The organism is Agrobacterium vitis, from assembly GCF_013426735.1.
GTDB classification, from domain to species: domain Bacteria; phylum Pseudomonadota; class Alphaproteobacteria; order Rhizobiales; family Rhizobiaceae; genus Allorhizobium; species Allorhizobium vitis_D.
This window is the reverse complement of sequence record NZ_AP023272.1, coordinates 384,048-411,047: the sequence shown is the minus strand read 5'-3', so window position 1 is coordinate 411,047 and position 27,000 is coordinate 384,048. Positions and strand designations below refer to the sequence as shown.

At 55.2% G+C, this 27,000-nt stretch carries 23 protein-coding genes; 10 read left to right on the top strand and 13 right to left on the bottom strand.

The genetic code is table 11. From position 1 onward, the window contains the following. Window position 1 precedes the first annotated feature (1 nt). On the top strand, window positions 2-3,463 hold the full coding sequence (gene pyc, locus H1Y61_RS01900; RefSeq protein ID WP_180573559.1) for a pyruvate carboxylase: 3,462 nt from the start codon (window positions 2-4) through the stop codon (window positions 3,461-3,463). 180 nt (window positions 3,464-3,643) lie between these two features. Here the strand turns inward: pyc and H1Y61_RS01895 are convergent, their stop codons facing one another. Both H1Y61_RS01895 and acs read right to left on the bottom strand, forming a co-directional pair. Further along, window positions 3,644-4,087, bottom strand: a complete 444-nt coding sequence (locus H1Y61_RS01895; RefSeq protein ID WP_015917590.1) for a metallopeptidase family protein — start codon at window positions 4,085-4,087, stop codon at window positions 3,644-3,646. 321 nt (window positions 4,088-4,408) lie between these two features. After that, a complete protein-coding gene (acs, locus tag H1Y61_RS01890; RefSeq protein WP_180573558.1) occupies window positions 4,409-6,364 on the bottom strand; it encodes an acetate--CoA ligase in 1,956 nt (651 codons plus the stop codon). A gap of 289 nt (window positions 6,365-6,653) precedes the next feature. Between acs and H1Y61_RS01885 the strand changes: the two genes are divergently transcribed. Then, window positions 6,654-7,349, top strand: a complete 696-nt coding sequence (locus H1Y61_RS01885; protein ID WP_015917592.1) for a DUF1013 domain-containing protein — start codon at window positions 6,654-6,656, stop codon at window positions 7,347-7,349. A 97-nt stretch (window positions 7,350-7,446) separates the two neighbouring features. On the opposite strand, the gene H1Y61_RS01880 is transcribed toward H1Y61_RS01885, so the two are convergent. After that, window positions 7,447-8,106 carry a YggS family pyridoxal phosphate-dependent enzyme gene (locus tag H1Y61_RS01880; RefSeq protein ID WP_180573557.1) on the bottom strand — a complete coding sequence of 220 codons (660 nt, stop codon included), beginning with the start codon at window positions 8,104-8,106 and terminating at the stop codon, window positions 7,447-7,449. A gap of 200 nt (window positions 8,107-8,306) precedes the next feature. On the opposite strand from H1Y61_RS01880, the gene leuS reads away from it, so the two are divergent. The 3 genes from leuS (at window position 8,307) to holA (ending at window position 12,767) form a co-directional block, all read left to right on the top strand. Further along, window positions 8,307-10,937 carry a leucine--tRNA ligase gene (gene leuS / locus H1Y61_RS01875; RefSeq protein WP_180573556.1) on the top strand — a complete coding sequence of 877 codons (2,631 nt, stop codon included), beginning with the start codon at window positions 8,307-8,309 and terminating at the stop codon, window positions 10,935-10,937. Then, window positions 10,927-11,451, top strand: coding sequence for an LPS assembly lipoprotein LptE (lptE, locus tag H1Y61_RS01870; protein ID WP_174112110.1), 525 nt, complete (start codon window positions 10,927-10,929; stop codon window positions 11,449-11,451). The genes leuS and lptE overlap by 11 nt, the downstream gene beginning before the upstream one ends. Window positions 11,452-11,723: 272 nt before the next feature. Next, the gene (gene holA / locus H1Y61_RS01865) at window positions 11,724-12,767 is read left to right on the top strand and encodes a DNA polymerase III subunit delta (RefSeq protein ID WP_180573555.1); all 1,044 of its coding nucleotides are present in this window, start codon (window positions 11,724-11,726) and stop codon (window positions 12,765-12,767) included. A gap of 98 nt (window positions 12,768-12,865) precedes the next feature. Here the strand turns inward: holA and H1Y61_RS01860 are convergent, their stop codons facing one another. The 8 genes from H1Y61_RS01860 to hemE all read right to left on the bottom strand — a co-directional run bounded on the left by H1Y61_RS01860 (window position 12,866) and on the right by hemE (window position 21,696). Further along, a complete protein-coding gene (locus H1Y61_RS01860) occupies window positions 12,866-13,744 on the bottom strand; it encodes a ParB/RepB/Spo0J family partition protein (RefSeq protein ID WP_015917597.1) in 879 nt (292 codons plus the stop codon). A gap of 104 nt (window positions 13,745-13,848) precedes the next feature. Beyond that, window positions 13,849-14,643, bottom strand: a complete 795-nt coding sequence (locus tag H1Y61_RS01855) for a ParA family protein (protein WP_180573554.1) — start codon at window positions 14,641-14,643, stop codon at window positions 13,849-13,851. An 18-nt stretch (window positions 14,644-14,661) separates the two neighbouring features. Next, the gene (gene rsmG / locus H1Y61_RS01850; protein ID WP_180574377.1) at window positions 14,662-15,297 is read right to left on the bottom strand and encodes a 16S rRNA (guanine(527)-N(7))-methyltransferase RsmG; all 636 of its coding nucleotides are present in this window, start codon (window positions 15,295-15,297) and stop codon (window positions 14,662-14,664) included. A gap of 4 nt (window positions 15,298-15,301) precedes the next feature. After that, window positions 15,302-17,167: a tRNA uridine-5-carboxymethylaminomethyl(34) synthesis enzyme MnmG gene (gene mnmG, locus H1Y61_RS01845; RefSeq protein WP_180574376.1), complete on the bottom strand. Its 1,866-nt coding sequence runs from the start codon at window positions 17,165-17,167 to the stop codon at window positions 15,302-15,304. Between the two features lie 34 nt (window positions 17,168-17,201). Further along, window positions 17,202-18,512, bottom strand: a complete 1,311-nt coding sequence (mnmE, locus tag H1Y61_RS01840; protein ID WP_180573553.1) for a tRNA uridine-5-carboxymethylaminomethyl(34) synthesis GTPase MnmE — start codon at window positions 18,510-18,512, stop codon at window positions 17,202-17,204. A 141-nt stretch (window positions 18,513-18,653) separates the two neighbouring features. Beyond that, entirely contained in the window at window positions 18,654-19,919 is a 1,266-nt protein-coding gene (gene rho / locus H1Y61_RS01835) for a transcription termination factor Rho (protein WP_015917602.1), read from the bottom strand. A gap of 195 nt (window positions 19,920-20,114) precedes the next feature. Then, window positions 20,115-20,654 (bottom strand): protoporphyrinogen oxidase HemJ, encoded by a 540-nt coding sequence (gene hemJ, locus H1Y61_RS01830; protein WP_180573552.1) that lies wholly within the window; start codon window positions 20,652-20,654, stop codon window positions 20,115-20,117. A 1-nt stretch (window position 20,655) separates the two neighbouring features. After that, window positions 20,656-21,696: a uroporphyrinogen decarboxylase gene (hemE, locus tag H1Y61_RS01825; RefSeq protein WP_409363955.1), complete on the bottom strand. Its 1,041-nt coding sequence runs from the start codon at window positions 21,694-21,696 to the stop codon at window positions 20,656-20,658. 400 nt (window positions 21,697-22,096) lie between these two features. Between hemE and H1Y61_RS01820 the strand changes: the two genes are divergently transcribed. The 5 genes from H1Y61_RS01820 to dnaQ all read left to right on the top strand — a co-directional run bounded on the left by H1Y61_RS01820 (window position 22,097) and on the right by dnaQ (window position 25,791). Continuing rightward, window positions 22,097-22,918: a pyruvate, water dikinase regulatory protein gene (locus H1Y61_RS01820; RefSeq protein ID WP_071205335.1), complete on the top strand. Its 822-nt coding sequence runs from the start codon at window positions 22,097-22,099 to the stop codon at window positions 22,916-22,918. A gap of 31 nt (window positions 22,919-22,949) precedes the next feature. Then, window positions 22,950-23,549, top strand: a complete 600-nt coding sequence (locus H1Y61_RS01815) for a Maf family nucleotide pyrophosphatase (protein WP_180573551.1) — start codon at window positions 22,950-22,952, stop codon at window positions 23,547-23,549. Beyond that, complete coding sequence (locus H1Y61_RS01810) at window positions 23,542-24,402, top strand: shikimate dehydrogenase (protein WP_180573550.1); 861 nt, start codon at window positions 23,542-23,544, stop codon at window positions 24,400-24,402. The genes H1Y61_RS01815 and H1Y61_RS01810 overlap by 8 nt, the downstream gene beginning before the upstream one ends. Next, a complete protein-coding gene (gene coaE / locus H1Y61_RS01805) occupies window positions 24,399-24,986 on the top strand; it encodes a dephospho-CoA kinase (protein WP_180573549.1) in 588 nt (195 codons plus the stop codon). Before H1Y61_RS01810 ends, coaE begins: the two co-directional genes overlap by 4 nt. 94 nt (window positions 24,987-25,080) lie before the next feature. Further along, the gene (dnaQ, locus tag H1Y61_RS01800; protein ID WP_180573548.1) at window positions 25,081-25,791 is read left to right on the top strand and encodes a DNA polymerase III subunit epsilon; all 711 of its coding nucleotides are present in this window, start codon (window positions 25,081-25,083) and stop codon (window positions 25,789-25,791) included. A gap of 79 nt (window positions 25,792-25,870) precedes the next feature. On the opposite strand, the gene secB is transcribed toward dnaQ, so the two are convergent. Both secB and H1Y61_RS01790 read right to left on the bottom strand, forming a co-directional pair. Further along, entirely contained in the window at window positions 25,871-26,332 is a 462-nt protein-coding gene (secB, locus tag H1Y61_RS01795; RefSeq protein ID WP_012654504.1) for a protein-export chaperone SecB, read from the bottom strand. A gap of 79 nt (window positions 26,333-26,411) precedes the next feature. Continuing rightward, the gene (locus H1Y61_RS01790) at window positions 26,412-26,945 is read right to left on the bottom strand and encodes an FxsA family protein (RefSeq protein ID WP_180573547.1); all 534 of its coding nucleotides are present in this window, start codon (window positions 26,943-26,945) and stop codon (window positions 26,412-26,414) included. Between the last annotated feature and the right edge of the window lie 55 nt (window positions 26,946-27,000).

Sequence of the window (27,000 nt, the reverse complement as noted above, 5' to 3'; positions counted from 1 at the left end):
TTTGTCTATTTCCAAGATCCTAGTTGCCAATCGCTCCGAAATCGCCATTCGCGTGTTTCGGGCTGCCAATGAACTCGGCATAAAAACGGTCGCCATCTGGGCTGAGGAGGACAAGCTCTCCCTGCATCGCTTCAAGGCGGACGAAAGCTATCAGGTCGGTCGCGGCCCGCATCTGAAGCGGGATCTCGGCCCAATCGAAAGCTATCTTTCCATTGAGGAAATCATCCGTGTCGCCAAACTGTCAGGCGCGGACGCCATCCATCCGGGCTATGGCCTTCTGTCCGAAAGTCCCGAATTTGTCGATGCCTGTAACGATGCAGGTCTGATTTTCATCGGCCCGACCTCCGATACGATGCGGCAATTGGGCAACAAGGTCGCTGCCCGCAATCTGGCGGTCGAAGTCGGCGTTCCCGTGGTGCCAGCTACCGAACCGCTGCCTGATGACATGGACACCGTGGCCAAAATGGCAGGCGAGATCGGCTATCCGCTGATGCTTAAGGCATCCTGGGGCGGTGGCGGGCGCGGCATGCGGGTGATCCGCTCCGAAAGCGATCTGGCCCGCGAAGTCACGGAGGCCAAGCGCGAGGCAAAGGCGGCCTTCGGCAAGGATGAAGTCTATCTGGAAAAGCTGGTGGAAAATGCCCGCCATGTCGAAAGCCAGATCCTGGGTGATACCCATGGCAATGCCGTGCATCTGTTCGAACGCGATTGCTCGGTGCAGCGCCGCAACCAGAAAGTCGTGGAACGGGCACCCGCCCCCTATCTTTCCGAGGAGCAGCGCCAGGAACTTGCCGCCTATTCGCTGAAAATTGCCAGAGCCACCGGCTATATCGGTGCCGGCACCGTCGAATATCTGATGGATGCCGATACTGGAAAATTCTACTTCATCGAGGTCAACCCGCGCATTCAGGTGGAGCATACCGTCACCGAAGTGGTGACCGGTATCGACATCGTCAAGGCACAGATCCATATCCTCGAAGGGTTTGCGATCGGCACGCCGGAATCGGGCGTTCCCCGCCAAGAGGATATCCGCCTGCATGGCCATGCCCTGCAATGCCGTGTTACGACCGAGGACCCCGAGCATAATTTCATTCCCGATTACGGCCGTATCACCGCCTATCGCTCGGCGGCAGGTTTCGGCATCCGGCTTGATGGCGGCACTGCCTATACCGGCGCGATCATCACCCGTTTTTATGATCCACTGCTGGTGAAAGTGACTGCCGCAGGCAGCTCGCCGCAGGAGGCGATCAGCAGAATGGATCGGGCGCTGCGCGAATTCCGTATCCGCGGTGTCGCCACCAATCTGACCTTCCTGGAAGCGATCATCGGACACCCGAAATTTCGCGACAACACCTATACGACGCGCTTCATCGATACCACACCGGAACTGTTCGCCCAGGTCAAGCGCCAGGACCGGGCAACCAAGCTGCTGACCTATCTGGCCGACGTGACCGTCAACGGCCACCCGGAAACCAAGGGCCGTCCCAAGCCCTCGGACAAGGCGGCAAAGCCGGTCATTCCCTATATCGATGCCAGTATCACCGATGGCACCAAGCAGAAGCTTGATGCACTGGGGCCAAAGGGCTTTGCCGAGTGGATGCGCAACGAACCGCGTGTGCTTTTGACCGATACGACCATGCGCGACGGCCATCAATCGCTGCTGGCCACCCGGATGCGCACTCATGACATTGCCCGGATCGCCAGCGTCTACGCCCGCGCCCTGCCCAATCTACTCTCGCTGGAATGCTGGGGCGGCGCGACCTTTGACGTATCCATGCGGTTCCTGACAGAAGATCCGTGGGAGAGGCTGGCACTGATCCGCGAAGGTGCACCCAACCTGCTGCTGCAAATGCTGCTGCGCGGAGCAAACGGTGTCGGCTATACCAATTACCCCAACAATGTCGTCAAATATTTTGTCCGCCAGGCAGCAAAGGGCGGCATCGACCTGTTCCGGGTGTTCGATTGCCTGAACTGGGTCGATAATATGCGCGTCTCCATGGATGCCGTGCAGGAAGAAAACAAGCTGTGCGAGGCGGCAATCTGCTATACTGGCGATCTCTTGAACAGCGCCCGGCCGAAATATGATCTGAAATATTATACGTCTCTTGCCGCCGAACTGGAAAAGGCCGGCGCCCATATCATCGCCGTCAAGGACATGGCCGGGTTGCTCAAACCCGCAGCCGCGAAAGTCTTGTTCAAGGCGTTGCGTGAGGCGACCAGCCTGCCGATCCATTTCCACACCCATGACACATCGGGTATTTCAGCCGCCACTGTGCTGGCAGCCATTGATGCCGGTGTCGATGCCGTGGATGCCGCCATGGATGCGCTGTCAGGCAATACGTCCCAGCCCTGCCTGGGCTCGATCGTCGAGGCTCTGGCCGGAACCGAGCGCGATCCGGGGCTAGACCCCGAATGGATTCGTCGGATTTCCTTCTATTGGGAAGCGGTCCGCGGCCAATATGCAGCCTTCGAAAGCGATCTCAAGGGTCCGGCCTCCGAAGTCTATCTGCATGAAATGCCCGGCGGCCAGTTCACCAACCTGAAGGAACAGGCCCGCTCGCTAGGGCTGGAAACCCGCTGGCACGAGGTGGCGCAGGCCTATGCCGACGTCAACCAGATGTTCGGTGATATCGTCAAAGTCACGCCTTCTTCCAAGGTGGTGGGCGATATGGCGCTGATGATGGTGGCACAGGACCTGACGGTGGACGATGTCGAGAATCCGGATAAGGATATTGCCTTCCCTGATTCGGTCGTCTCGATGCTGAAGGGTGACCTCGGCCAACCACCCGGCGGCTGGCCGCAGAGCCTACAAAAGAAAGCGTTGAAGGGCGAAAAACCATATACGGCTGTGCCGGGCTCGCTTTTACCGCCCGCCGATCTCGATGCCGAACGCAAGACCATCGAGGACAAGCTGGAGCGCAGTGTCAGTGATTTCGAATTCGCGTCCTACCTGATGTATCCGAAAGTGTTCACCGATTTCGCCCTGGCCTCCGATACCTATGGCCCGGTCTCGGTCCTGCCGACCCATTCCTATTTCTACGGCATGGGCGATGGCGAGGAATTGTTTGCCGAAATCGAAAAAGGCAAGACGCTGGTCATCGTCAATCAGGCCGCCAGTGCTCCCGATGCCCAGGGTCTGGTTACGATGTTTTTCGAGCTGAACGGCCAGCCACGCCGTATCAAGGTGCCGGACCGCAGCCATGGAGCGTCCGGTGCCGCCGCCCGCCGCAAGGCGGAAGCCACCAATGCCGCCCATATCGGCGCACCGATGCCTGGTGTCATCTCGCGGGTCTTCGTCTCGGCCGGGCAGGCGGTGAAAGCCGGGGACGTGCTGCTGTCCATCGAAGCGATGAAGATGGAAACCGCGCTGCATGCCGAACGCGATGGCAAGATTGCCGAAGTGCTGGTGAAAGCGGGTGACCAGATCGACGCCAAGGACCTGCTGATCGGCCTTGAGGCATAACAAACTACTGCATAATTCCTTAAATCGGAATCTATTTAAGTAGAAAATTATGCAGCAGATTTAAAGTGTTACAGCGTCCTCTGTGCATTTTATAAAACGCACGGCGCTGTAAAGCGGCGGCGCGTCCCTCAGGATGCGCCGCCCTAATCTTGGACGCTTTTCCCTGACGTCTCGCAGGCGTTACGACCGGTCAGCCATTCCGTCGTCAACGCTTTCCTCGATCCGCTCCATATCATCGTCGGACAGGCCGAAATGATGGCCGATCTCGTGGATCAGTACATGGGTGACGATATCGCCCAGCGTTTCTTCATTCTCAGCCCAATAATCGAGAATGGGGCGGCGATAGAGAGTGATCTTATTAGGCACCTCGCCGGTTTCCATGCTGAAACGCTCGGAAATGCCGCGCCCTTCGAACAGGCCCAACAGATCGAAGGGCGTTTCGAGGGCCATGTCTTCAAATACGTCGTCGGTGGGAAAATCGGCAATCTCGATGATCAGGTTTCCGGTCAGGTCCCGAAACTCCTTCGGTAAATTGCCGAAAGCTTCGATCGCCAGCGACTCGAACGTGCTGATTGTCGGCGCGTGTTTTTCGCGCCAGTCGTCGGATTGGTCTACCCGGGCCATGGGAACTCCTACTACAGCGCCGCGCAGGACTGACATCGCGCACCCGCCATAACACTCGAATGGACTGTGGAGGCCTGTCACCGACCGGCTCGAAGGTCAGGTAAGGGTCGTTCCGCAGTAAGATCCCCCATATAGTCTGTTTAATTGCACTTTACGAGTGCCATTCAAAACCCGGCCAGTTCCGCTTGAAAATGCGGAAAATATGAACTGCCATTGAAGCCGATAGTTCGTTTTCTTATTCGTTCACAGAGACAATGCGTGAGCGACTTGGTAAAGGGGCGGAGAGACCCCGCCCCCTTTGCAAACCTAAGAAAAATAGTCTCAGGCGGATGCTTTGTTCTGCCGGTTGGCAATCAAGTCATCGACAACGCCAGGATCGGCGAGCGTCGATGTATCGCCCAGCGCGCCAAAATCGTCCTCGGCGATCTTGCGCAGGATACGACGCATGATCTTGCCGGACCGGGTTTTCGGCAGGCCGGGAGCGAACTGAACCTTGTCGGGAGAGGCAATCGGGCCGATTTCGGAACGGACATGCTTGATCAGCGTCTGGCGCAACTCCTCATCGCCCTCATGGCCCGCCATCAGCGTCACATAGCAATAAATCCCCTGGCCCTTTATGCCGTGCGGATAACCGACCACGGCGGCTTCCGAGACCAGATGATGCGAGACCAGCGCCGATTCCACCTCGGCAGTCCCCAGACGGTGACCTGACACATTCAGCACGTCATCGACGCGACCGGTGATCCAGTAATAGCCGTCCTCGTCACGACGGCAGCCGTCACCGGTGAAATACTTGCCCTTATAGGTGGAAAAATAGGTCTGGACGAAGCGATTGTGGTCGCCATAAATCGTCCGCGCCTGACCCGGCCAGCTATCGATCAGGCAGAGATTGCCATCGGCAGCCCCCTCCAGCACCTTGCCTTCATTGTCCACCAACTCCGGCTTGACGCCGAAGAACGGCCGGGTCGCGGAACCGGGCTTGAGATCCGTGGCTCCGGGCAGGGGGCTGATGAGAATGCCACCGGTCTCGGTCTGCCACCAGGTATCGACAATCGGGCAGCGCTGATCACCGACCACGTTATAATACCATTCCCAGGCCTCCGGATTGATCGGCTCACCGACCGAGCCCAGCAATCGCAGGCTGGAGCGCGAGGAGCGCTTGACGAAATCGTCTCCGGCCCCCATCAGCGAACGGATGGCGGTGGGTGCGGTATAGAAAATATTGACCTTGTGCTTGTCGATAATTTCCCAGAACCGTCCCTGATCGGGGAAATTGGGCACACCTTCGAACATCAGCGTCGTCGCGCAATTGGCCAGCGGCCCGTAGACGATATAGGAATGGCCGGTCACCCAACCCACGTCTGCCGAGCACCAGAATATCTCGCCGTCCTTGTAGTCGAACACATATTCGTGAGTCATCGCCGCATAGACGAGATAGCCACCGGTCGTGTGCAGCACGCCCTTTGGCTTGCCGGTGGAGCCGGACGTGTAGAGAATGAACAGCGGATCTTCCGCCTTCATCTTCACCGGCGGGCAATCCGGCTTCACCTTGGCGATTTCCTGATGGTACCAGAGATCGCGCCCCGGAGCCCAGCCGACCTTGCCGCCGGTACGGCGCACCACCAACACCTTGTTGACGATGACATATTGTTTCGCTGCAATGTCGATGGCGACATCGGTGTTTTCCTTGAGGGCCACCGGCTTGCCGCCGCGCACCCCTTCGTCACAGGTGATCACGAAGGTCGATTCGCAATCGACGATCCGGCCAGCCAGGGCTTCAGGCGAAAAACCGCCAAACACCACCGAATGCACAGCACCGATACGCGAACACGCCAGCATGGCATAGGTCGCTTCCGGCACCATGGGCATATAGATTGTAACGCGGTCGCCCTTCTTGACACCATGCGCCTTCAGCACATTGGCAAGCCGGCAGACATTGTCATAAAGCTGGTTATAGGTGATCCGCTTGTCGATATAGGGATTGTCGCCTTCCCAGATGATCGCGGTGCGCTCGCCATGGGTTTTCAGATGCCGGTCGATACAATTATAGGAGACATTGGTCAGCCCGTCCTCGAACCATTTGATCGGCACCTTGCCCTTGAAACTGGTGTTCTTGGCCTTGGTATACGGCTTGAACCAATCGATCCGCTTGCCGTGCTTGGACCAGAACTTCTCCGGCTCCTCAATGCTTTCCTCGTACCATTTCAGGTATTTGTCGTTATCGATCAAAGCCTGGGCCTTGGCGGCCTTTAAAACGGTATAGGTCTTCGCAGACATGAAATCCTCCTGATGTGACGCAGCCATGACAGGCTGCGGAGAGCTCCTCACCTCTCTCAACATGCGACCTGGCATGACGCGGTGCAGTGGCTCTGCATCATGATATAGGTGTCATACTGCCAATTCTTATCAGGTCGCCACATGGCGGCAATTAGACAAAGGTCATTTGTCTTTCAAAGAATTGCATTTCTGCGTCAACCGGCGTATATAGCCGTTGATTTCCCGGAAATTCTGGTTGTATCCACGGCTCGCGCCCGACGGCGCGTACCTACAGAAGGATTGTAATTGCATGGCCCAGACACTGCTTATGCCAAAGGCAACGGCCGTATGGCTCGTAGACAATACGGCGCTGTCATTCGAGCAGATCGCCCAGTTCTGCAAGCTGCACCCGCTTGAGGTAAAAGCCATTGCCGATGGCGAAGCCGCGCAAGGCATCAAGGGTCTTGATCCCATTGCCACCGGCCAGCTTTCCCGCGACGAGATCGCGCGCGGCGAAAAAGATATTGCCCACAAGCTGAAGATTTCCGAACCGAAGGTGCGCGTGCCTGATTCGAAGCGCCGTGGCCCCCGCTATACGCCGGTCTCCAAGCGTCAGGACCGCCCGAACGCCATTCTCTGGCTGGTGCGCAATCATCCTGAGCTGAAGGATGCGCAGATTTCCCGGCTGGTCGGCACCACCAAGAGCACGATCGAGCAGATCCGCGACCGCAGCCACTGGAATTCGGCCAATCTCGCGCCGATGGACCCTGTGACGCTTGGCCTGTGCAGCCAGATCGATCTGGACATGGAAGTGGAAAAGGCCTCGAAGGGCCGGCCTCTGCCGACGGCTGCCGAGCTGGGCGCCACCCTGCAATCGGCTTCGCAGACCGAACATCTCGATTTCTACGCCCAGGAAGAGGAAAAGGAAATCGATGCCAATGCCGTGTTCAAGAAGCTGCAATCGCTGAAATCGACCACTCCCGAAGAAGAAGACGATCAGTACTGATCCTCAGCTTTCATTGTGGAAAATTCAAACCCCGGTGGCTCCGCCCCGGGGTTTTATTCTGATTGCAGACGGCCAGCGGCGATTATTGAACGAGCTGTCAGCGATGGCCGAAAATCGCCGATCCCACCCGCACACTCGTGGCGCCGAAGGCAATTGCCGTCTCGTAATCACCCGACATGCCCATCGACAAGCGTTCAACGCCGCATTGCCCGGCCAGCTTCGCCAGAAGGGCGAAATGCGGCCCGGGATTTTCATCGGCTGGCGGAATGCACATCAGTCCCACAATATCGAGGCCGAGTTCTGACCGGCAAAGCGTGACAAAATCCACCGTGTCCTGTGGGGCAATGCCCGCCTTTTGCGGCTCCAGGCCGGTATTGACCTGCACATACAGGCACAGCCTCCGGTCCTGCTTTGCCATTTCCTCGGCCAGCGCGCGCGCGATCTTTTCCCGGTCTACCGTCTCAATCACATCGAACAGCGCCACGGCTTCCGCAGCCTTGTTGGATTGCAAAGGTCCGATCAAATGCAGCTCGATCCCAGGTGTTTCGGCTTTCAGTTCCGGCCATTTTCCTTGCGATTCCTGCACGCGGTTTTCACCGAACACCCGCTGGCCATGCAGAATGACCGGGCGGATCGCCTCCGCATCGAAGGTTTTGGAAACCGCGACCAGCGTGACCGCTTCGGGGTTGCGATCAGCGTCTTCGGCCGCAGCGGCGATCCGGGTCCGTACCTCATCCAGTCGTTCTTCAATGGTCATCGCCAGCAATCCGTATTTTGAAATTCCGCCTGTTTTCGCGGCACTGGCCGCGAAAGGCAAGAGCCTTGCAAGTGCATTATAGGCACCGCAGCAAGGAATGCGTCCCAGGATGGCCCGATTCCGGCGCAAAACCTTGACGCTAGAGCTGTTTCATGGTGAAGGTCCACCCAAATTTTCAAGCAATCCGGACGTAGCATCCCATGAGTACAGAACGTTACAATCCGCGCGATGCGGAACCTCGTTGGCAGGAAAAATGGTCTGAGGCGAAAATCTTCGAGACCGATAACAACGATCCTCGCGAAAAATACTACGTACTCGAAATGTTCCCCTACCCGTCTGGCCGGATTCACATCGGCCATGTGCGCAATTATGCCATGGGCGATGTCGTGGCCCGCTACAAACGCGCCCGCGGCTATAATGTCCTGCATCCAATGGGTTGGGACGCTTTCGGCATGCCCGCCGAAAACGCCGCCATGCAGAACAAGGTTCATCCCAAGGACTGGACCTACCAGAATATCGCCTCCATGCGCGCCCAGCTGAAATCCATGGGCCTGTCGCTGGACTGGTCGCGTGAATTCGCCACCTGCGATGTCGAATATTACCAACGCCAGCAATATCTCTTCCTCGACATGATGGAAAAGGGCCTCGTCTATCGCAAGCAGTCCAAAGTTAACTGGGACCCGGTCGATCAAACGGTTCTGGCCAATGAACAGGTGATCGATGGCCGCGGTTGGCGCTCCGGCGCTTTGGTCGAGCAGCGCGAACTGACCCAATGGTTCTTCAAGATCACCGATTTCGCCCAGGATTTGCTGGACGCCCTGGACACGCTGGATCATTGGCCGGAAAAGGTCCGGCTGATGCAGAAAAACTGGATTGGCCGTTCCGAAGGCCTTGCCATTCGTTGGGAGATCGCCGCTGGCACCGGCCCGCAGGGCTTTACCGACGTGCAGGTCTATACGACCCGTCCTGACACGCTGTTCGGCGCCAGCTTCCTGGCAATTGCTGCGGATCACCCATTGGCCAAGGCGCTGTCGGAAACATCCAGCGACATCGCTGCCTTCTGCGACGAATGCCGCAGGGCAGGGACCTCGCTGGCTGCCTTGGAAACCGCCGAGAAAAAGGGCTTGGACACCGGCATCAAGGTCAAGCATCCGCTTGATCCCAACTGGGAATTGCCGGTCTATATCGCCAATTTCGTTCTGATGGACTATGGCACGGGCGCGATCTTCGCCTGCCCGTCCGGAGACCAGAGAGATCTGGATTTCGCCCGGAAATATGGTTTACCGGTCGTGCCGGTCGTCATGCCAAAAGATGGTGACGCCGCAAGCTTTACCGTCAGCGATACCGCTTATGACGGCGATGGCGTGATGATCAATTCCCGCTTTCTGGACGGTTTAACGACACAGGAGGCCTTCGATGTCGTCGCAGGCAAACTCACCGCTGCACAGCTCGGCAATGAACCTGTCGCAGAGCGTCGGGTAAACTTCCGCCTGCGCGACTGGGGCGTGTCACGCCAGCGCTATTGGGGCTGCCCGATCCCGGTCATTCACTGCGATGACTGCGGTGTTGTTCCAGTCCCGAAACAGGATCTGCCGGTCAAGCTGCCGGATGACGTCACCTTCGATGTACCCGGCAACCCGCTGGACCGCCACCCAACCTGGCGCAACGTTTCCTGCCCGTGCTGTGGCAAGGCAGCCCGGCGTGAAACCGATACGATGGACACATTTGTCGATTCTAGCTGGTATTACACCCGTTTCACGGCACCATGGGAAGATAAGCCGACCGATCCGGCTGTGGCCAATCATTGGCTGCCAGTCGATCAATATATCGGCGGCATTGAGCACGCGATCCTGCACCTGCTCTATTCCCGCTTCTTCACCCGCGCCATGCGGGAAACCGGCCATGTGGCCGTCAGCGAACCATTCAAGGGTCTGTTTACCCAGGGCATGGTCGTCCACGAGACCTACCGCCTTGGCAGCGGCGCGAATGGCGAATGGGTGGCGCCTGCCGATATCCGCGTCGAGGATGTCGATGGCACACGCCGCGCCTTCCTTTTGTCCTCCGGCGAGGAAGTGACGATTGGCTCCGTTGAAAAAATGTCGAAGTCGAAAAAGAACGTCATCGACCCCGATGATATTCTGGGCTCCTACGGCGCCGATACCGCCCGCTTTTTCGTTTTGTCGGATTCACCACCGGATCGGGACGTGATCTGGTCGGAAGCCGGTATCGAAGGCTCGCATCGCTTCGTCCAGCGGCTTTGGCGGCTGATTTCCGAGGCTGCTGACGTGCTGAGAACCTCTGCATCGACTCCGGCTAAGGATGGTCCGGGCAGGGCGGTTTCTCAAGCTGCCCACAAGACCTTGCAGGCTGTCGGTGCCGATCTGGACAAACTGGCGTTCAACAAGGCTGTGGCGCGGATCTACGAGTTGCTCAACACTCTGGCAGCGCCGCTGACGCAGGTGGCATCCGGAAACGCAGATACCAGCTTCGTCGCTGCGGTGCGCAACGCTACAGAAATACTGATCCAGATCATTGCGCCGATGATGCCGCATCTGGCCGAAGAATGCTGGGCGGTGCTGGGCCATTCCGGAATGGTGGCGCAAGCAGACTGGCCAGTTTTCGACGCTGAATTGGTGGCTGAAAACGAAGTGGTCATGCCGGTACAGATCAACGGCAAGAAGAAGGCCGAATTGACAATCGGTCGCGATGCGGATCAGAATGCCGTTAGCCAAGCGGTGCTCGATCTGGATGCCGTCAAAGCCGCTCTTCAAGGGCAAGCTCCTAAGAAGATCATTGTGGTTCCGCAGAGGATTGTGAACATTGTCGTCTGATTCACGCGTAAATTTATCCCGTCGCGCGGTTCTCGCCGCGTCCGTTGGTTTGCTTGGCGCCCTTGCGGGCTGCCAGGTCAGACCGCTTTATGGCGAGGCACTAGGCACCCGTAAATTGATGGCCTCGATTGGCTTCTCGCCGGCAACGGACAGAGTTGGACAAGAGGTTCGCAATCGGTTGATCTTCCTTGCTGCCGGTGGGCAGGGTGAACCGGCCCATCCCGAATACTTTTTAACGCTTGTCGTGAAAACTGACACGACAGAAGTCCTGATCAACGAAAGCACCGACCGCGCAACAGCTGGCCGCGTGACGGTCAGCGCTGACTATACCCTGAAGAAGGCAAGCGACCTTTCAGTCATGCGTATCGCCCATCGTCAGGCCGTGGCGCTGGTGGACTTTCCGACCCAGGAATTTGCCAAGCTTCGCGCTGTAAGAGATGCTGAAAATCGTGCTGCGCGGGAATTGGCGGAGTTGATCTCTGCAGATTTGGCTAGTCTGCTGGTTCGTAAATAATAAACGCGGGTTTTTTCAACATGGAGAGCCCGGGATTTTCGATGGGATGTGCCTGAAATCGCAATGCACAGCGCTATAGGTTGCTTGGGATCACATTGAACCGGACAACCTATAGACATCCTTCAACCCGCTCGTCTTAATGGAAAACCGGTTTTACTTTTTCCTGAAAAATTCTTGAGCATCATGCGTTTAATCAAACGCATGATGCTCTATCACTTTAAATTTGCTGCACTGCCTGTCTGATACACGGTCAAGCGGAGAGACTTGAAGCCATGGTTGAAGTCAAGTCACACGAATTCGATGGCTTTCTGCAAAAATCAGTCCGCCACTACAAGATGTTTCTGGTCTATGGCCCGGATGTTGGCCTTGTGGCGGAACGCGCGGCAGCCCTTGCCAAATCGACTGGCGTTGCGCTTGACGATCCCTTCTCGGTCATTCGGCTGGATAGCAGCGACCTGCAGAGCGATCCGGGAAAACTATTGGATGAAATGAACGCCCTCGGCCTATTCGGCGGTGACAGGCTTGTCTGGATCCGTGGTATCGCCAATGAAAAGAGTGTGGTGGATGGGCTACAAATTCTTGCGAGCGATCCGCCAGACTCCAGTTGTCTCATCTTGGAGGCTGGGGATCTCAAAAAGGGATCAGCGACCCGGAAAATAGCCGAGCCAGCCCGCAATATCGCAGTTATTCCCTGCTATCAGGACGATGCACGCGCCATCAATGCCTTGATTGACGCGGAATTCAGCGCCGCAGGAAAGAGACTGACGCCTGCGGCTCGTTCACTGCTCAGTGAAAGTCTAGGCGGTGACCGCCGCGCATCTCGCAATGAGATATCCAAGCTGCTGCTCTATTGTCTGCATGACGATCTCGTCGATGAAACCCATGTCGAGCAGATTATTGGAGATGCCAGCGCCGTTTCGACGGACGAAGCGGTAGATGCCGTGCTTGCTGGCAATTCCGACGCTCTCTTGCATGCCGTCCAGAAAATTGCCACCTCCAAAACACCCATGTTCCTGGTTCTTCAGGGGTGCCTTCGACAGTTTCAGTTGCTGGACATTATGCGAAGTGAGATGGATGAAAAACGCCAACAGGCTGGCCAAGTCATGCAAACGCTTGGCCGTCAGATACATTTCAAGCGAAAGCCACTGTTTGAAAAATCTCTAAAGAATTGGCCGTCCGACGCCCTTTCAGTCGAGATGCGCCGATTACAGGCAGCTATTCTCGCCAGCAGACGTCAGCCATCTTTAGAAGACAGCCTGTCGCTTCAAACCCTTCTGGCCATTACCCTGCAATCGGCCAGGAGAAGCCGCCAGTAACTTCTTCTGCTTGCCATTTCACGCTCAGGAAATGGCAAAGAATATTGTCTTCTGCTTTATTTGGAAGATAAACGGCAGCGCAAAAGTCCATTCAGAGGCTAGCGCGCCTCAAGCAACCGGCAAATTTCCTCAAGCTGCTCCAGGGTTTTGTAATTGATTCGAAGCTGGCCACCGCCACCTTTGTGATTGATCGACACATCCAATCCCAAACGATCCGATAGGCTTCTCTCCAATGCGACTGTATCAGAGTCCTTTGCAGGCGCCACGTGCGGCTTTGGCTGGCCTTGGCCCTTGATGTCGTTTTGCGCCAGACGCTCAGCATCTCGGACCGACATGCCTTTGGACACGATCTGACGGGCCAAGCTATTCGGGTCCGATGTCGAGACCAAAGCACGAGCATGACCGGCAGACAGAGAACCGTCTGCTAGCATATCGCGCACTGGATCAGGAAGCTTCAAAAGCCGCAGGCTGTTCGCCACATGGCTGCGGCTCTTGCCGATAATCTCCCCGAGATCATTCTGGGTATATCCATGTTCTGCAATCAGTTGTTCATATCCCATCGCCTCTTCGAGCGGATTGAGATCAGCACGTTGAACGTTTTCGACAATTGCCAATTCCAGAGCGGTGCGATCATCCACATCGCGAACGATAACGGGTATTTCTACCAATCCGGCGAGCTGGGCTGCCCGCCAGCGACGTTCGCCAGCAATGATTTCGTAACGGCCTGTTGCAATCGTTCGCACCACGACTGGCTGCACAATGCCGTGTTGGCGAATGGAGCCAGCAAGTTCCTGAAGAACCGTTTCGTCAAAGTAACGACGAGGATTGCGTGGATTACGAGACACAAATTCAATCGGCACCATCCGGTCGGCAGAGACCACAGCTCTGCTTTCATCGACAGGAACAGGTTGATCCATTTCGCCAATCAAGGCGGCCAAACCACGACCAAGACGCCGTTTCGAAATATCGTCGTTCATCACGAACCTCTTCGTTCACTCTTCACGCTGGAACAGGCTTTTACTCGCCACGTCAACACCATTCAAATCGTCAAAACCATACCCATAGGCGCAGGACAGACGATCTAAGCCGCGCGACGTTGCCTCTCCCTTTGGATAACTTCTGACGCCAATTGCAGATAAGCCTGACTGCCTGCGCATTTCAGGTCATAAAGAATAGCCGGCTTTCCATAAGACGGTGCTTCCGAGACCCTGACGTTGCGCGGAATGAGCGTGTGATAGACCTTTTCACCCAAATGGCTCCGGACGTCTGTCACCACCTGCTGAGCGAGATTATTCCGGGAGTCGAACATTGTCAGAACAATGCCTTGGATATCCAAGGTGGGATTAACGTTGCGCCTGACCTGACCAATCGTTTCAAGCAATTGGCTAAGACCTTCCAGTGCAAAAAACTCACATTGGAGCGGTACCAAAATAGAATGCGCCGCAGCCATAGCGTTCATTGTCAGCAAATTAAAAGACGGAGGGCAATCGACCAGCACATAGGAATAGGCCAATCCATCTTGAGATTGCAAAGCAGCCTTCAAGCGAAACACCCGATCAGCCTTCTGGGCGATTTCCATCTCAAGCCCCAGCAAGTCGAGGGTGGAGGGTACAATCGACAGATTAGGCACCGCAGTATCGATAACCGTTTCGGAAACGCTATGGCTTCCGATCAATAAATCATAGGAGGACAATTTGCGGTCACGGCGGTCAATTCCCAAACCCGTGCTTGCGTTGCCTTGGGGATCGAGATCGACAATCAATACTCTTTCGCCAATCGCAGCCAATGCGGTTGCAAGATTAATGGCGGTCGTAGTCTTGCCGACACCGCCTTTTTGATTGGCAATCGTTATGATCCGGTTCTTCTCGTGGGGCATGAGGTCACCTGACTGATCTTACTTTGATCGTGCAAGCCCGCTCACTTCCAGGATGACAGAGTCGGCTTCAAGCACGCTAGGATGTATTATCAGATCAAACGTCCATCGGTCACGCGCATTGTTAACTTCAGACTGGTAATCCCGACCTTTATGCAGGAGAAAATTAAGATCTTTGTTTTTTTCGGCCCAAGGAGACGCATAAGAAAAAAGCAGATCGAGATCGGCAAGCGCTCGAGCCGAAATTGTATTGCAAGCAGACAGACTTTTATGTGCTTCTTCGATTCGCACGGGATGAACTCTGCCTCGGGCCCCGGTTTCCATCAGAGCCGTGCGGAGGAACGCAGCTTTTTTATTATTGCTCTCGACCAAATCGACCCAGCCGTCGCTCTTTTCCGACAATAAAATCGCAGTAATGACACCCGGAAATCCGCCACCACTTCCCAAGTCGATCCAGTGCTGTGGGTTCGAACGAAGCTTAAACAGCTGCGCGCTATCAATGACATGTCGATGCCAGATCTGATCTTTCGTTGAATTGGCAACAAGGTTGATGACCTTGGACCATTTGCCAAACAGATCGACGAAATGATCCAGTTTTTCGTATGTTTCACGTGAAACACGTAGACCGGTAAGCCGCTGAAAGAGACTCGCGGACATTGCATCAACCGACATGTCGCAACATACCCTTGTTTAAGAAAGCGATAAGCAGAGAAATGGCCGCGGGGGTCATACCCTCGACCTTGGCGGCCTGGGAGAGATTTTCAGGACGGGTCTTTTCCAGTTTCTGCTTTAGCTCGTTGGATAGGCCCGATAAGGAAGCATAATCGAAATCCTTTGGAATCAGTCTATCTTCATCTCGTTTGATTGCGGCAATATCGGCATTTTGTCGATCCATATAAACAGCATAGGTCGCGTGAATTTCAACAGCCTCCGCGACCTTAGTATCTAGAGCGGAAAGGTCAGGCCAGAGCCGCGAGAGATCGGCAATCGAAATATTGGGATAAGCCAACAGTTCGAGAGCGCTGCGCCGACGCCCGTCTTGGTTGACTGGAATTCCAACGGCAACTGCTTCATTCGGTGTCAGTTTCCTCGCCTCAAACATCTGGATCGTTTCATCAATCTGACGCTTGTAGTGCTTAAATCGTGTCTCCTGGTCTGAAGCGATACATCCGAGCGCGATACCCATAGGCGTCAAACGCATATCGGCATTATCCGCCCGAAGCGACAAACGAAACTCAGCACGCGAGGTGAACATCCTATAGGGCTCAGTCACGCCATGGCTGATCAAATCATCAATCAACACGCCAATATACGATTGAGCCCGGCTGAAATGAACCACATCCTGGCCGCCTGCCGTGCGTGCGGCATTGAATCCTGCTACCAAGCCTTGTGCCGCAGCTTCTTCATAACCAGTGGTTCCATTGATCTGCCCCGCGAGATAGAGACCATTCAGCCTTTTCAATTCGAGGCTCGCCGACAATTCCCGCGGGTCTATGTGGTCATATTCGATTGCATAGGCACTCTGGAGAATGGTCACATTTTCCAAGCCGGGCAGAGTTCTCATGAACTCTCTCTGCACGGACTCCGGCAAAGACGTCGATATTCCATTTGGATAGACCGTATAGTCATCCAAGCCCTCCGGCTCCAGGAAAACCTGATGGCCGTCCCTATCTCCAAACCGGCTGATCTTATCCTCAATCGAAGGACAGTAGCGTGGGCCGACACCTTCGATCTGCCCAGAATACATGGCAGAGAGATGAATATTATCTCGAATGATTGTGTGGGTTGCGGCAGTGGTACGGGTAATTCCACATTCGATCTGTGGATTGGTAATCCGATCGGTCATGAACGAGAATGGGACTGGTTGCTCATCAGCCGCCTGCATTTCGAGCTGTGCCCAATCAATAGTTCGACCATCCAACCTGGCCGGAGTTCCGGTTTTCAACCGACCCAGCCTTAGGCCCAACCGCCCCAATGTCGCGCTCAAACCAAGCGAAGGGGCTTCGCCAACACGTCCGGCCGGAATTTTTGTCTGTCCAATATGGATGAGACCGCGCAAAAAAGTACCGGAGGTCAATATCACTGACGCGCTGGACAGACTTTGCCCGTCTGCCAAAATAACCCCTTTAACCGTGCCATTTTCGACATCAAGATCGAACACATCCCCTTCGATGATCTCGAGCTGTGGATAATTGAAGAGAACATTTTGTACGGCTTGGCGGTAAAGCTTTCGGTCGGCTTGCGTTCTCGGTCCTCGTACCGCTGGTCCTTTCTTACGGTTAAGCAACCGGAACTGAATTCCAGCGGCATCAGCACATCTGCCCATGAGTCCGCCGAGCGCATCAATTTCCCGGACAAGATGCCCTTTGCCCAAACCGCCAATGGCCGGATTACAAGACATAACACCGATCGTATCGCGCCGATGCGTCACTAGGCATGTTCGCGCACCAAGCCGCGCGCTTGCATAGGCAGCTTCACTGCCCGCATGCCCCCCGCCAATCACAATCACATCAAATCGCCGCGGCATCATTTTCATCTCGACCACCAGTGTTTCACGTGAATCATTTTCCGACACAAAATTCCGAAAAGATTTTGCCCAAAAGCGTTTCGGTATCGATACGCCCAACCAGGCGACCCAGCGAGTCACTGGCCAAACGCAGGAAATCCGCCCTGATTTCCAAGCTCAGTCGCCCATCCAAGGCCTGCTCAATGTAAGAAACTGCATCTCGCAGGCATTCAATATGTCGCAAGCGACTTGGGATCACTGATTCACTCTGACCAAACCGTTTCCGAATCGAATCAAGAATTACGCTTCGGACCCTATCCACATCGTCTGCAACATAAGTCGAAATGACGAGATCTCGTCCAATCTCATCACTTGCCGACACAAGATCAAGTTTTGTGCCTATGGTGATAAACGGAACCGAAACAATATTAATTGTGTGGCCTGGAGATGAAACGTCATCAAGCAATAGAACGAGATCGGCTTCTTCGACCTTGCGCAATGCCCGCCGTATGCCTTCCTGTTCGATGACCTCTTCGGTCTCTCGAATACCGGCGGTGTCATACAGGCGAACAACATATCCTTCAAGGTCTATATCACATTGCAGAACGTCCCGTGTCGTCCCGGCATAATGGGTAACAATCGCTACATCCCGACCAGCAAGCGCATTAATGAGGCTCGACTTGCCAGCGTTAGGAGGCCCAGCAATCACAACGTTGAAACCGTCACGAATGATCTCACCTCGCCGGTCATCGACAATAGCCGCTGAAATCTGCGTGCGGAGGTCGGCAATGGTATCCCAAACCTGATCTGACACCGAGCCGGGAATATCCCCTTCATCGGCAAAATCCAACTCAGCCTCAATCATCGCGCGGCCATAGATCAATTTCTCACGCCAGCTCTCATAGATACCGGTCGCGTGACCGCTGGCTTGGGCTAGAGCTTGGCGCCGCTGCATTTCTGTTTCCGCTGCCAGCAGATCGGCTAGGCCTTCAATTTCGACCAAATCCAGCTTTCCGTTTTCGAAAGCGCGTCTCGAAAACTCTCCTGGCTCTGCAAGGCGGCAACCGGAGAACGAGGCCAGTGTCGAAAGCAAAACACTTACCACGGCACGACTCCCATGCACGTGTAGTTCCCCGCAATCCTCACCAGTGAACGAGGAGGGGCCGGAGAAGAAAAGGACCAGTCCGCGGTCAATCACCAGTCCATCACGGTGCCGAATCGATCGTAACGTGGCCTGGCGTGGCTCAGGAACCATACCACAAAGTTCTGTTAAAACGGCTTGGACATCAGGACCCGATAACCGAATGACGGCTACACCACTCGGAAGCGATCCGGTCGAGAGGGCAAAAATAGTATCGACTGCCATTGCTTGAACTTACTCCTTGAACCCGCAACCTGCCTTGTGCTTGGGCATGCTTCATAATCAACAGTGTGCCCCAAATGCAAAACCCCCGACCTTGCGGTCGGAGGTTGAAACTATGAATCCGGCTTAAGAAAGCGAGAGCGATCAGGTATTCATCGATTCGAAGAAATCGCCATTGGTCTTCGTCTGTTTCAATTTGTCGATCAGGAATTCGATAGCGTCGGTTGTTCCCATTGGAGCAAGAATCCGGCGAAGAACAAAGATCTTCTGAAGGTCCTGACGCGGCACAAGCAAGTCTTCTTTGCGCGTTCCGGATTTCAGAATATCCATGGACGGGAAGATACGTTTGTCGGCAACCTTGCGGTCAAGCACAATTTCGGAATTGCCGGTACCTTTGAACTCTTCAAAGATCACTTCGTCCATACGGCTGCCGGTATCGATCAACGCGGTTGCAATAATCGTCAGCGAACCACCTTCTTCGATATTACGCGCTGCGCCAAAGAAGCGCTTGGGGCGTTGCAGCGCATTGGCATCGACACCACCCGTCAGGACCTTGCCAGAAGACGGAACGACGGTGTTGTAGGCACGGCCAAGGCGGGTAATGGAATCGAGCAGGATGACAACGTCACGACCGTGCTCAACCAACCGTTTGGCCTTCTCAATGACCATTTCCGCGACCTGAACATGGCGCACGGCCGGCTCGTCAAAGGTGGAGGAAACGACTTCGCCCCGCACGGAACGCTGCATATCCGTCACTTCTTCAGGACGTTCATCGATCAGAAGGACGATCAGATAGCATTCCGGATGGTTGGCGGTAATGGAATGAGCGATATTCTGGAGCAGGACGGTTTTACCAGTCCGCGGCGGCGCGACGATCAAGCCACGCTGGCCTTTGCCAAGCGGCGCAACCAGATCGATGACCCGGGAGGAAAGATCCTTGGAGGTAGGAATCTCCAATTCCATCTTGAACCGCTCATTCGGGTAGAGCGGCGTCAGGTTATCGAAGTGGACCTTATGGCGGATCTTTTCCGGATCCTCGAAATTGATCGTATTGACTTTCAGCAGCGCGAAATAGCGCTCGCCTTCCTTGGGTCCGCGGATCGGTCCTTCGACGGTATCGCCGGTCTTCAGCGAAAACCGACGGATCTGCGACGGCGAAATATAGATGTCGTCCGGACCCGGCAAATAGTTGGCATTGGCCGAACGCATGAACCCGAAACCATCCTGCAGGACTTCGACAACGCCTTCACCAATGATTTCGACATCCTGGCTGGCCAGCATTTTCAAAATGGCAAACATCAATTCCTGTTTGCGCATCGTGCTGGCATTTTCGACCTCAAGCGATTCCGCAAAGGCCAGCAGATCGGTTGGCGATTTGCTCTTGAGTTCTTGTAGCTTCATTTCAGCCATGAAGGGGACCATAATTTAAAACTGTTGGGGAAGGCGTGCGGGGGATAAATTCGGTTCTGCCAGCGAAACCGGCGAATACGAGAAATGCATGCCATGAAGAGGGGTAGCGGGAAAATAGCGATTCATAGGGCGCGCCGCAAGAGGCGGCAGAAATTTCATTCACATTTCGGTCAACTTGTCAGTGAGAACCTTGCTTTAGAAGGGTTTTACAATGACCAGAATGACAATCACGATCATCAGGACTGTCGGGATTTCATTGAAAGCCCGCCAAAATCGCGGGGTTTTCAAATACTCGCCGTTGGCAAAGGATTTTGTGGCCATGCCGAGATATTCGTTAGCGAGGGTGAGACAAACAACCGCAGCCAGTTTTGCGTGCAGCCATCCGCCGTGGAATCCAAAAACCGACCAGGCGAGATAAAGACCCAGAATCCAGGAAAGGGCCATTGCAGGACGCATGATCACATTCATCAGGCGACGCTCCATAACCGCAAATGTCTCGGCTTGGAGCGATCCCTTCGGCGCATCGAAATGGTAGATCAGCAGCCGCGGCATATAGAGCAGGCCCGCCATCCAGGAGATGATCGCGATGACATGCAAGGCCTTTATCCAGAGATAGGATTGATCGGGGCCAGCCCAAAACAAGGCAATCACGATCAGGCAAAAAATGGCAAGGGCCACCAAGGCCCGCAGGCGTGCGGTCTTCCCAGCTGTTTCTCCGCTTTGCCTGCCACTCATCTCATTGCACCTTTTGCCTGACATGCTGCACGAGCTCTCGCACCGTTTCCGGATCGGCTTGTGGCGTAATCCCATGGCCCAGATTGAAGATCAGCGGACCGGTCCCGAGCCGGTCCAGGATCCTGTCTATGCCATCACGCATCGCCTGACCACCGGCAACCGCCAGCATCGGATCGAGATTACCCTGAACAGGTCCGTCTTTTTGCAACTCGGCGGCAAAGGACAAAGGCACACTCCAATCCAGCCCAATTGCGTCAGCTCCGGTCCGGCGACGGTAATCCTTCAGGAGTGTTCCAGCCCCTTTCGCAAAACTGATGATTTTCGCGTCGGGGCGGCTGAGACGCAGTTTGTCGATGATCCGTTTGACTGGCTTGACACAAAAATCCGCAAATTCCTCTTCACCCAGAACCCCAGCCCAGGAATCAAAGATTTGCACCGCATCTGCACCAGCGTCGATCTGCGCCTGCAAATATTCGGCAGAAAGATCAGCGAGGTGATCCAGAAGCCGCAGGAAAGCCTGGCGATGTCGATAGGCAAACAGGCGGGCCGGGGCCTGATCCGGGGTGCCATGCCCGGCGATCATATAGGTTGCCACAGTCCAGGGGGCACCACAAAATCCAAGCAGAGTGGTTTCATCCGGCAATGTCTGGCGTAATCGCGACACTGTTTCGATCACCGGGTTCAGATGCGGGAAAACCGATTGGTCCGGTAAATCCAGAATCTCATCGGCGGTGATCGGCGTCATTTCAGGGCCTTTGCCTTCGGTGAAGGTGACGTTTCGATTCAGGGCATCGGGAATGACGAGAATGTCGGAAAACAGAATGGCAGCATCGAATGCGTAACGGCGGATTGGCTGGAGCGTGACTTCCGTCGCCAGTTCCGGGGAATAACAGAGATCGAGGAAACTTCCGGCCTGTGCCCGCGTTTGACGATATTCTGGGAGATAGCGGCCAGCCTGACGCATCAGCCAGATTGGCGGTGGTGAAAGGCTCTGGCCTTCAAGCACTTTCAGGACTTTACGGTTTTCAGCGCTCAAAGTCATGCCTTTCAAATTATAAAAAGAGAGATCTTTCTTTTTTCTATTTCTAAGAGTCTGTGAGTAGCAAGGGTTAAAGACAATGCACAGATTAACGATGTTTTAAGGCGGGAAATCCTGCGGCGGGGAGTGAACGATGGGGAATTTGGATAATTGTACCGGCATATCATAAAAAGCCAATTATAATCAGAATGATAAGGTCAGCATAAAGAATAGCTCGGCCTGTGGATAGAGTGGGGATTTGGGCTGAACAGATAAAAAACGGCCACCTTATGCACAGGGCCTGTGAAAACGACGCTGAACGGGTTAGTGCTGTGGAAAAACCGGCTGATATCCCCAGGGCGAAACGCCGGGGGGAAAGTCAGGCTGATTTCTACAGGTCTATCAACAGCAGGGTCAGGATAACGTGGAGAACAGAAAAAACTTCTTTCATCTGCACCTCATTTCTGACTCAACGGGAGAAACCCTGATCTCGGCTGGACGGGCAGCAGCGGTTCAGTTTCCGCATTCCAATCCGATCGAGCATGTCTATCCACTGGTGCGCAACCGCCGGCAGGCGGATGCCGTGCTCCAATCGATCGATAAGGAACCCGGCATCGTTCTTTACACCATTGTCGATCCGGAGCTGGCGGACTTTATTGATCGGCGTTGTATCGAGATCGGTGTACCCAGCGTTAACGTGCTTGAGCCTGTTATCGGGACGTTTCAGGCCTATCTTGGTCCACTGGCGCGTCGGCGCGTCGGCGCCCAGCATGTGATGAATGCCGATTATTTTGCGCGTATTGAGGCGCTGAATTACACGATGGATCACGATGATGGCCAGATGGCCGAGGATTACGACCAGGCAGACGTCGTTCTGGTAGGGATCAGTCGTACATCGAAAACCCCGACCAGCATCTATCTCGCCAATCGTGGCATTAAGACCGCCAATATTCCCATCGTGCCAGATTCGCCCTTACCCGAATCGCTGCTCGCTGCAAAAGGGCCATTGATCGTTGGATTGATCGCCACGTCTGATCGGATTTCACAAGTTCGCGGCCATCGTGAATTGGGAACCGTCAGTGGTTTCGATCCAAGCGATTATACGGACAGGGCGAGCATTGCAGAAGAATTGAAATATGCCCGTTCGCTGTGTGCCCGTCACAATTGGCCGGTCATTGATGTGACGCGGCGATCAATTGAAGAGACAGCAGCGGCAATCATTGCGCTGCGTGCCAAGCCGCGCTAATGCCGGATAGTTTTTTAAAGTTGAGGCAATCATGTCAATTCCCGTTATTCTTGCATCGACCAGCCCTTTCCGCCGGCAATTGCTGGAGCAGGCCGGTTTGCGCTTCACGGTCATGGCACCCGATATCGATGAGCGCGAAATCGAAGGTCGGGTCGAACATCAGCACGTGTCACCACAAGAGCTGGCTCAGGTGCTGGCCTGCGAAAAGGCTTTGGCCGTGAGCCGGCAGGCCCCGGATGGTCTTGTGATCGGCGGCGATCAGGTTTTGGCTCTGGGCGACCGTGTCTATCATAAACCGAAGGATCTCAGCGTCGCTCGTGACCAATTGCTCAGCTTGCGGGGTGAAACCCATGTGCTTTATAGCGCGCTGGCGCTGGCGAGACAGGGTGAAGTGATCTGGCGGCATGTCTCCCTGGCTCGGATGACGATGCGGATGTTCAGTGAGACGTTTCTGGACGACTATCTCGATCGGGTAGGCGGGGCAATCCTGAAAAGCGTTGGTGGCTACCAGATCGAAGGCTTGGGTGTGCAGTTGTTTTCGGATATCGTCGGGGACTATTTTACCATCGTCGGCGTGCCGCTTTTGCCTTTGATGGAGAAACTACGCGAATTGGATGTTGTGCATGCATGATTCACGTGAAACATTTCTGACGGGCGCCTTTGTTGCCGGCTATCCAATCAAGCATTCACGGTCGCCGATCATTCACAGCTATTGGCTTCAACAGCACGGTCTCATCGGTGGCTATGATAAACTGGAGATCGATCCGGCAGATATCGTGGATTTCTTCGCCCGAATGAAGTCGGGCAAGACCCGCTATCGGGGTGGTAACATTACCATTCCGCATAAAGAAGCGGCTTTTCAGATAGCGGATGTCCCCGACATGGTGGCCAGGCAACTCGGGGCTGCCAATACGCTTTGGCTTGAAAACGGTCTTATCCATGCCACCAATACCGATGTTTACGGTTTTCTGGCCAATCTGGACCAGGGACATGCCGGCTGGGACAAGGCGCGTAAGGCTGTTGTGCTGGGGGCGGGTGGTGCCAGTCGAGCGATCATCCAGGCACTACTGGATCGGGGATTGCAGCATGTTCATGTTGTCAATCGGACCCTGGCGCGAGCACAGGACCTGGCGGATCATTTTGGTGCGGCCGTCCATGCACATGGAAGAGAGCAACTGCAGGAGGTTTTGCAGGGCGCTGAACTTTTGGTCAACACCACATCTCTCGGCATGAACGGGGAAGATGTTCCACAGATCGACTGGGACAGGATTTCTCCCGGCGCTTTGGTAACGGATATCGTCTACACGCCGCTTGAAACCGGTCTGTTGCGGCAGGCGAGGGCAGCGGGCTTTGCCACTGTGGATGGTCTTGGCATGCTTTTGCATCAGGCTGTACCTGGATTTGAAAAATGGTTCGGCGTCCGGCCACAGGTGACGGATGATTTGCGGCAGTTGTTGATTGCCGATCTGGAGAAGCAGCGATGATCCGCATCGGTCTGACCGGCTCGATTGGCATGGGCAAGACAACGACGGCAGATTTTTTTCGCCAGGAAGGTGTGCCGGTTTATGATGCGGATGCGGCGGTGCATGACTTGTACCGGGGTGATGCGGTCGCTCCGATTGGCGCGGTGTTTCCCGAAGCGGTTGTTTCTGGCGTTGTGGATCGGGAAATTCTCAGTCGGACTCTGGCTCAGAATCCGGGTAAACTTAAGCAACTTGAGGCAATTGTTCACCCGCTGGTGCGTGACAAGCAACAGGACTTTCTGGAAGATCAGGAATTGGCGGGCGCCGATCTGGTTGTTTTCGATATTCCGCTGCTGTTTGAAACCGGCGGAGAAAAACGGCTTGATAAGGTTGTTGTCGTCAGTTGCGATGCCGATACTCAAAGGCGTAGGGTTCTGGCGCGACCAGGCTGGAGCGAAGAAAAACTTGCGCTGGTTTTGTCACGGCAGATGCCGGATGCTGAAAAGCGCGCTCGCGCAGATTTCGTGATTGACACCGGACAAGGCCTCCAAGCCGCACAGACACAGGTGAAGGCCATCGTTTCTATGCTGCGCGGTCAAACCTGAAATCGAACCGCCAGAGTTTTTCTGGGAACATGGAAAATGGCGTGGCGTCGGAATAGTGATCTGCCAGCAGCCAAAACCTGACAATGGAGCAATAATGCGGGAAATCGTTTTCGATACGGAAACCACCGGACTGGAAAGCAAGCTGGACCGGGTGATTGAAATCGGTGGCATCGAATTGTTCAATCATTTCCCGACAGGCCGCAGTTTTCATGTCTATATCAATCCTGCCGACCGGGCCATTCACCCGGATGCCTTGGCAGTTCACGGCATTACACCTGAGTTTTTGAAGGACAAGCCGGTCTTCGCCGATATCGTCGAGGATCTGGTCGCTTTTTTCGATGGCGCAAAATGGGTGGCGCATAATGCCACATTCGACATGGGATTTATCAATGCCGAGTTCGAGCGGTTGGGTCGCCCGCCGGTCGGGCCGGAGCATGTCATCGATACCCTGTCTCTGGCGCGGCGCAAACACCCGATGGGTCCAAACTCGCTCGATGCACTTTGCCGACGCTATGGTATCGACAATTCTCATCGCACCAAGCATGGCGCCTTGCTCGATTCCGAACTTCTGGCTGAAGTCTATATCGAAATGCTGGGCGGCCGCCAGGCGACCTTCGGTCTTGAGCAGTCGGGAAACAGCGACAAACGATCCCGCAACCAGGATAGCAATGTGACGGTGGAAATTGCCGCCCGTCCGAAAACACTGGCGCCGCGTCTAACCGAGGCCGAACAGGAGCGCCATGCAGCCCTGGTCAAGCGGCTCGGCCAGAAAGCGATCTGGGCGCATTACAATCAAGGCGAATAACAGCCATCGCCTTCGATAAAAAAAGCCCGGTTCGACCGGGCTTTTTTGTGCTGAGATAAACAGCGGGATGACGCAAGGATCAGTTGACCCGGCCCTGCTCCTCGGCAAAGCGTTGGGCAAACATTTGCGCAAAATCGATCGGATCGATCATCAGCGGCGGGAAACCGCCATTGCGCGTGGCATCGGCGATGATCTGGCGTGCAAACGGGAAGAGCAGGCGCGGGCATTCGATGAACAGCACCGGCAGCATATGTTCCTGCGGGAAACCGGTGATGCGGAAGACGCCGCCATAAACCAGTTCGGCTGCAAAAACCACTTTGTCGTCGTCGCGCGCTTCGGCGGTCAGCGACAGGACCACGTCGAAATCATTGTCCGACAGCGGGTTGGCGTTGACATTGACATTGATATTGATCGAAGGGGCCTTGTCCCGGGCCTGCAGCGAGCGCGGCGCACCCGGATTTTCGAAGGACAGATCCTTGATATATTGTGCAAGGATATTCAGGGACGGGCTCTCCGCCCCATTGCTGTTTTCATTGGCCATTGGGGTTCCTCAAGGCTTTTATGGTTCGAGGCCATCTATCATTTCAAGGTGGGCCTTACAAGCCTTTCGCCCCTAGCGCTCATCCCCTGCCTTCATCTCCAGGCAGCCGGGTCCAAGAGGAGGACCCGTTGGAATTGTGCCTTTGATAATCGTTCTCATCGAGATCGATGATATCTTCAGCTTTGGACGGGCCTGGTCCTGATGATGACGGGCCGCCTGGCCCTTTTTGCCAGCCAGGTCCTCGCCCGCCGCGCTGCACGAAGACAAGTCTTGGGCTGATGATCTTCCAAAGTGCAGAGCGCACCATAGGCACCAGGAGCAGGAGGCCAAGAATATCCGTGATGAAGCCTGGCAATATCAGCAATAGTCCGCCGAACATCTGTGCCGTGCCACTCAGGACGCCTTTGGCGGCTCGTTCTGGATCGCCCGAACGTGGACGGCGCAGGCGCTGGGCGAGGCTGATCCCCTGGCTGCGGAGCACCAGCAGGCCGATGAGACTGGAGCCGATCACCAGCGCCAGCGTGGGCAGAACACCCAGCCATTGCCCGACCAGGACAAAGCCGGCGATCTCCATCAAAGGCAGTAGCAACAGGAAAAGGGCGGTCAGTCGCATTTGGTTTCCTTTAAACGATTATCGTGAGACTCTAAAGAAGTGGCATCGGCTATTT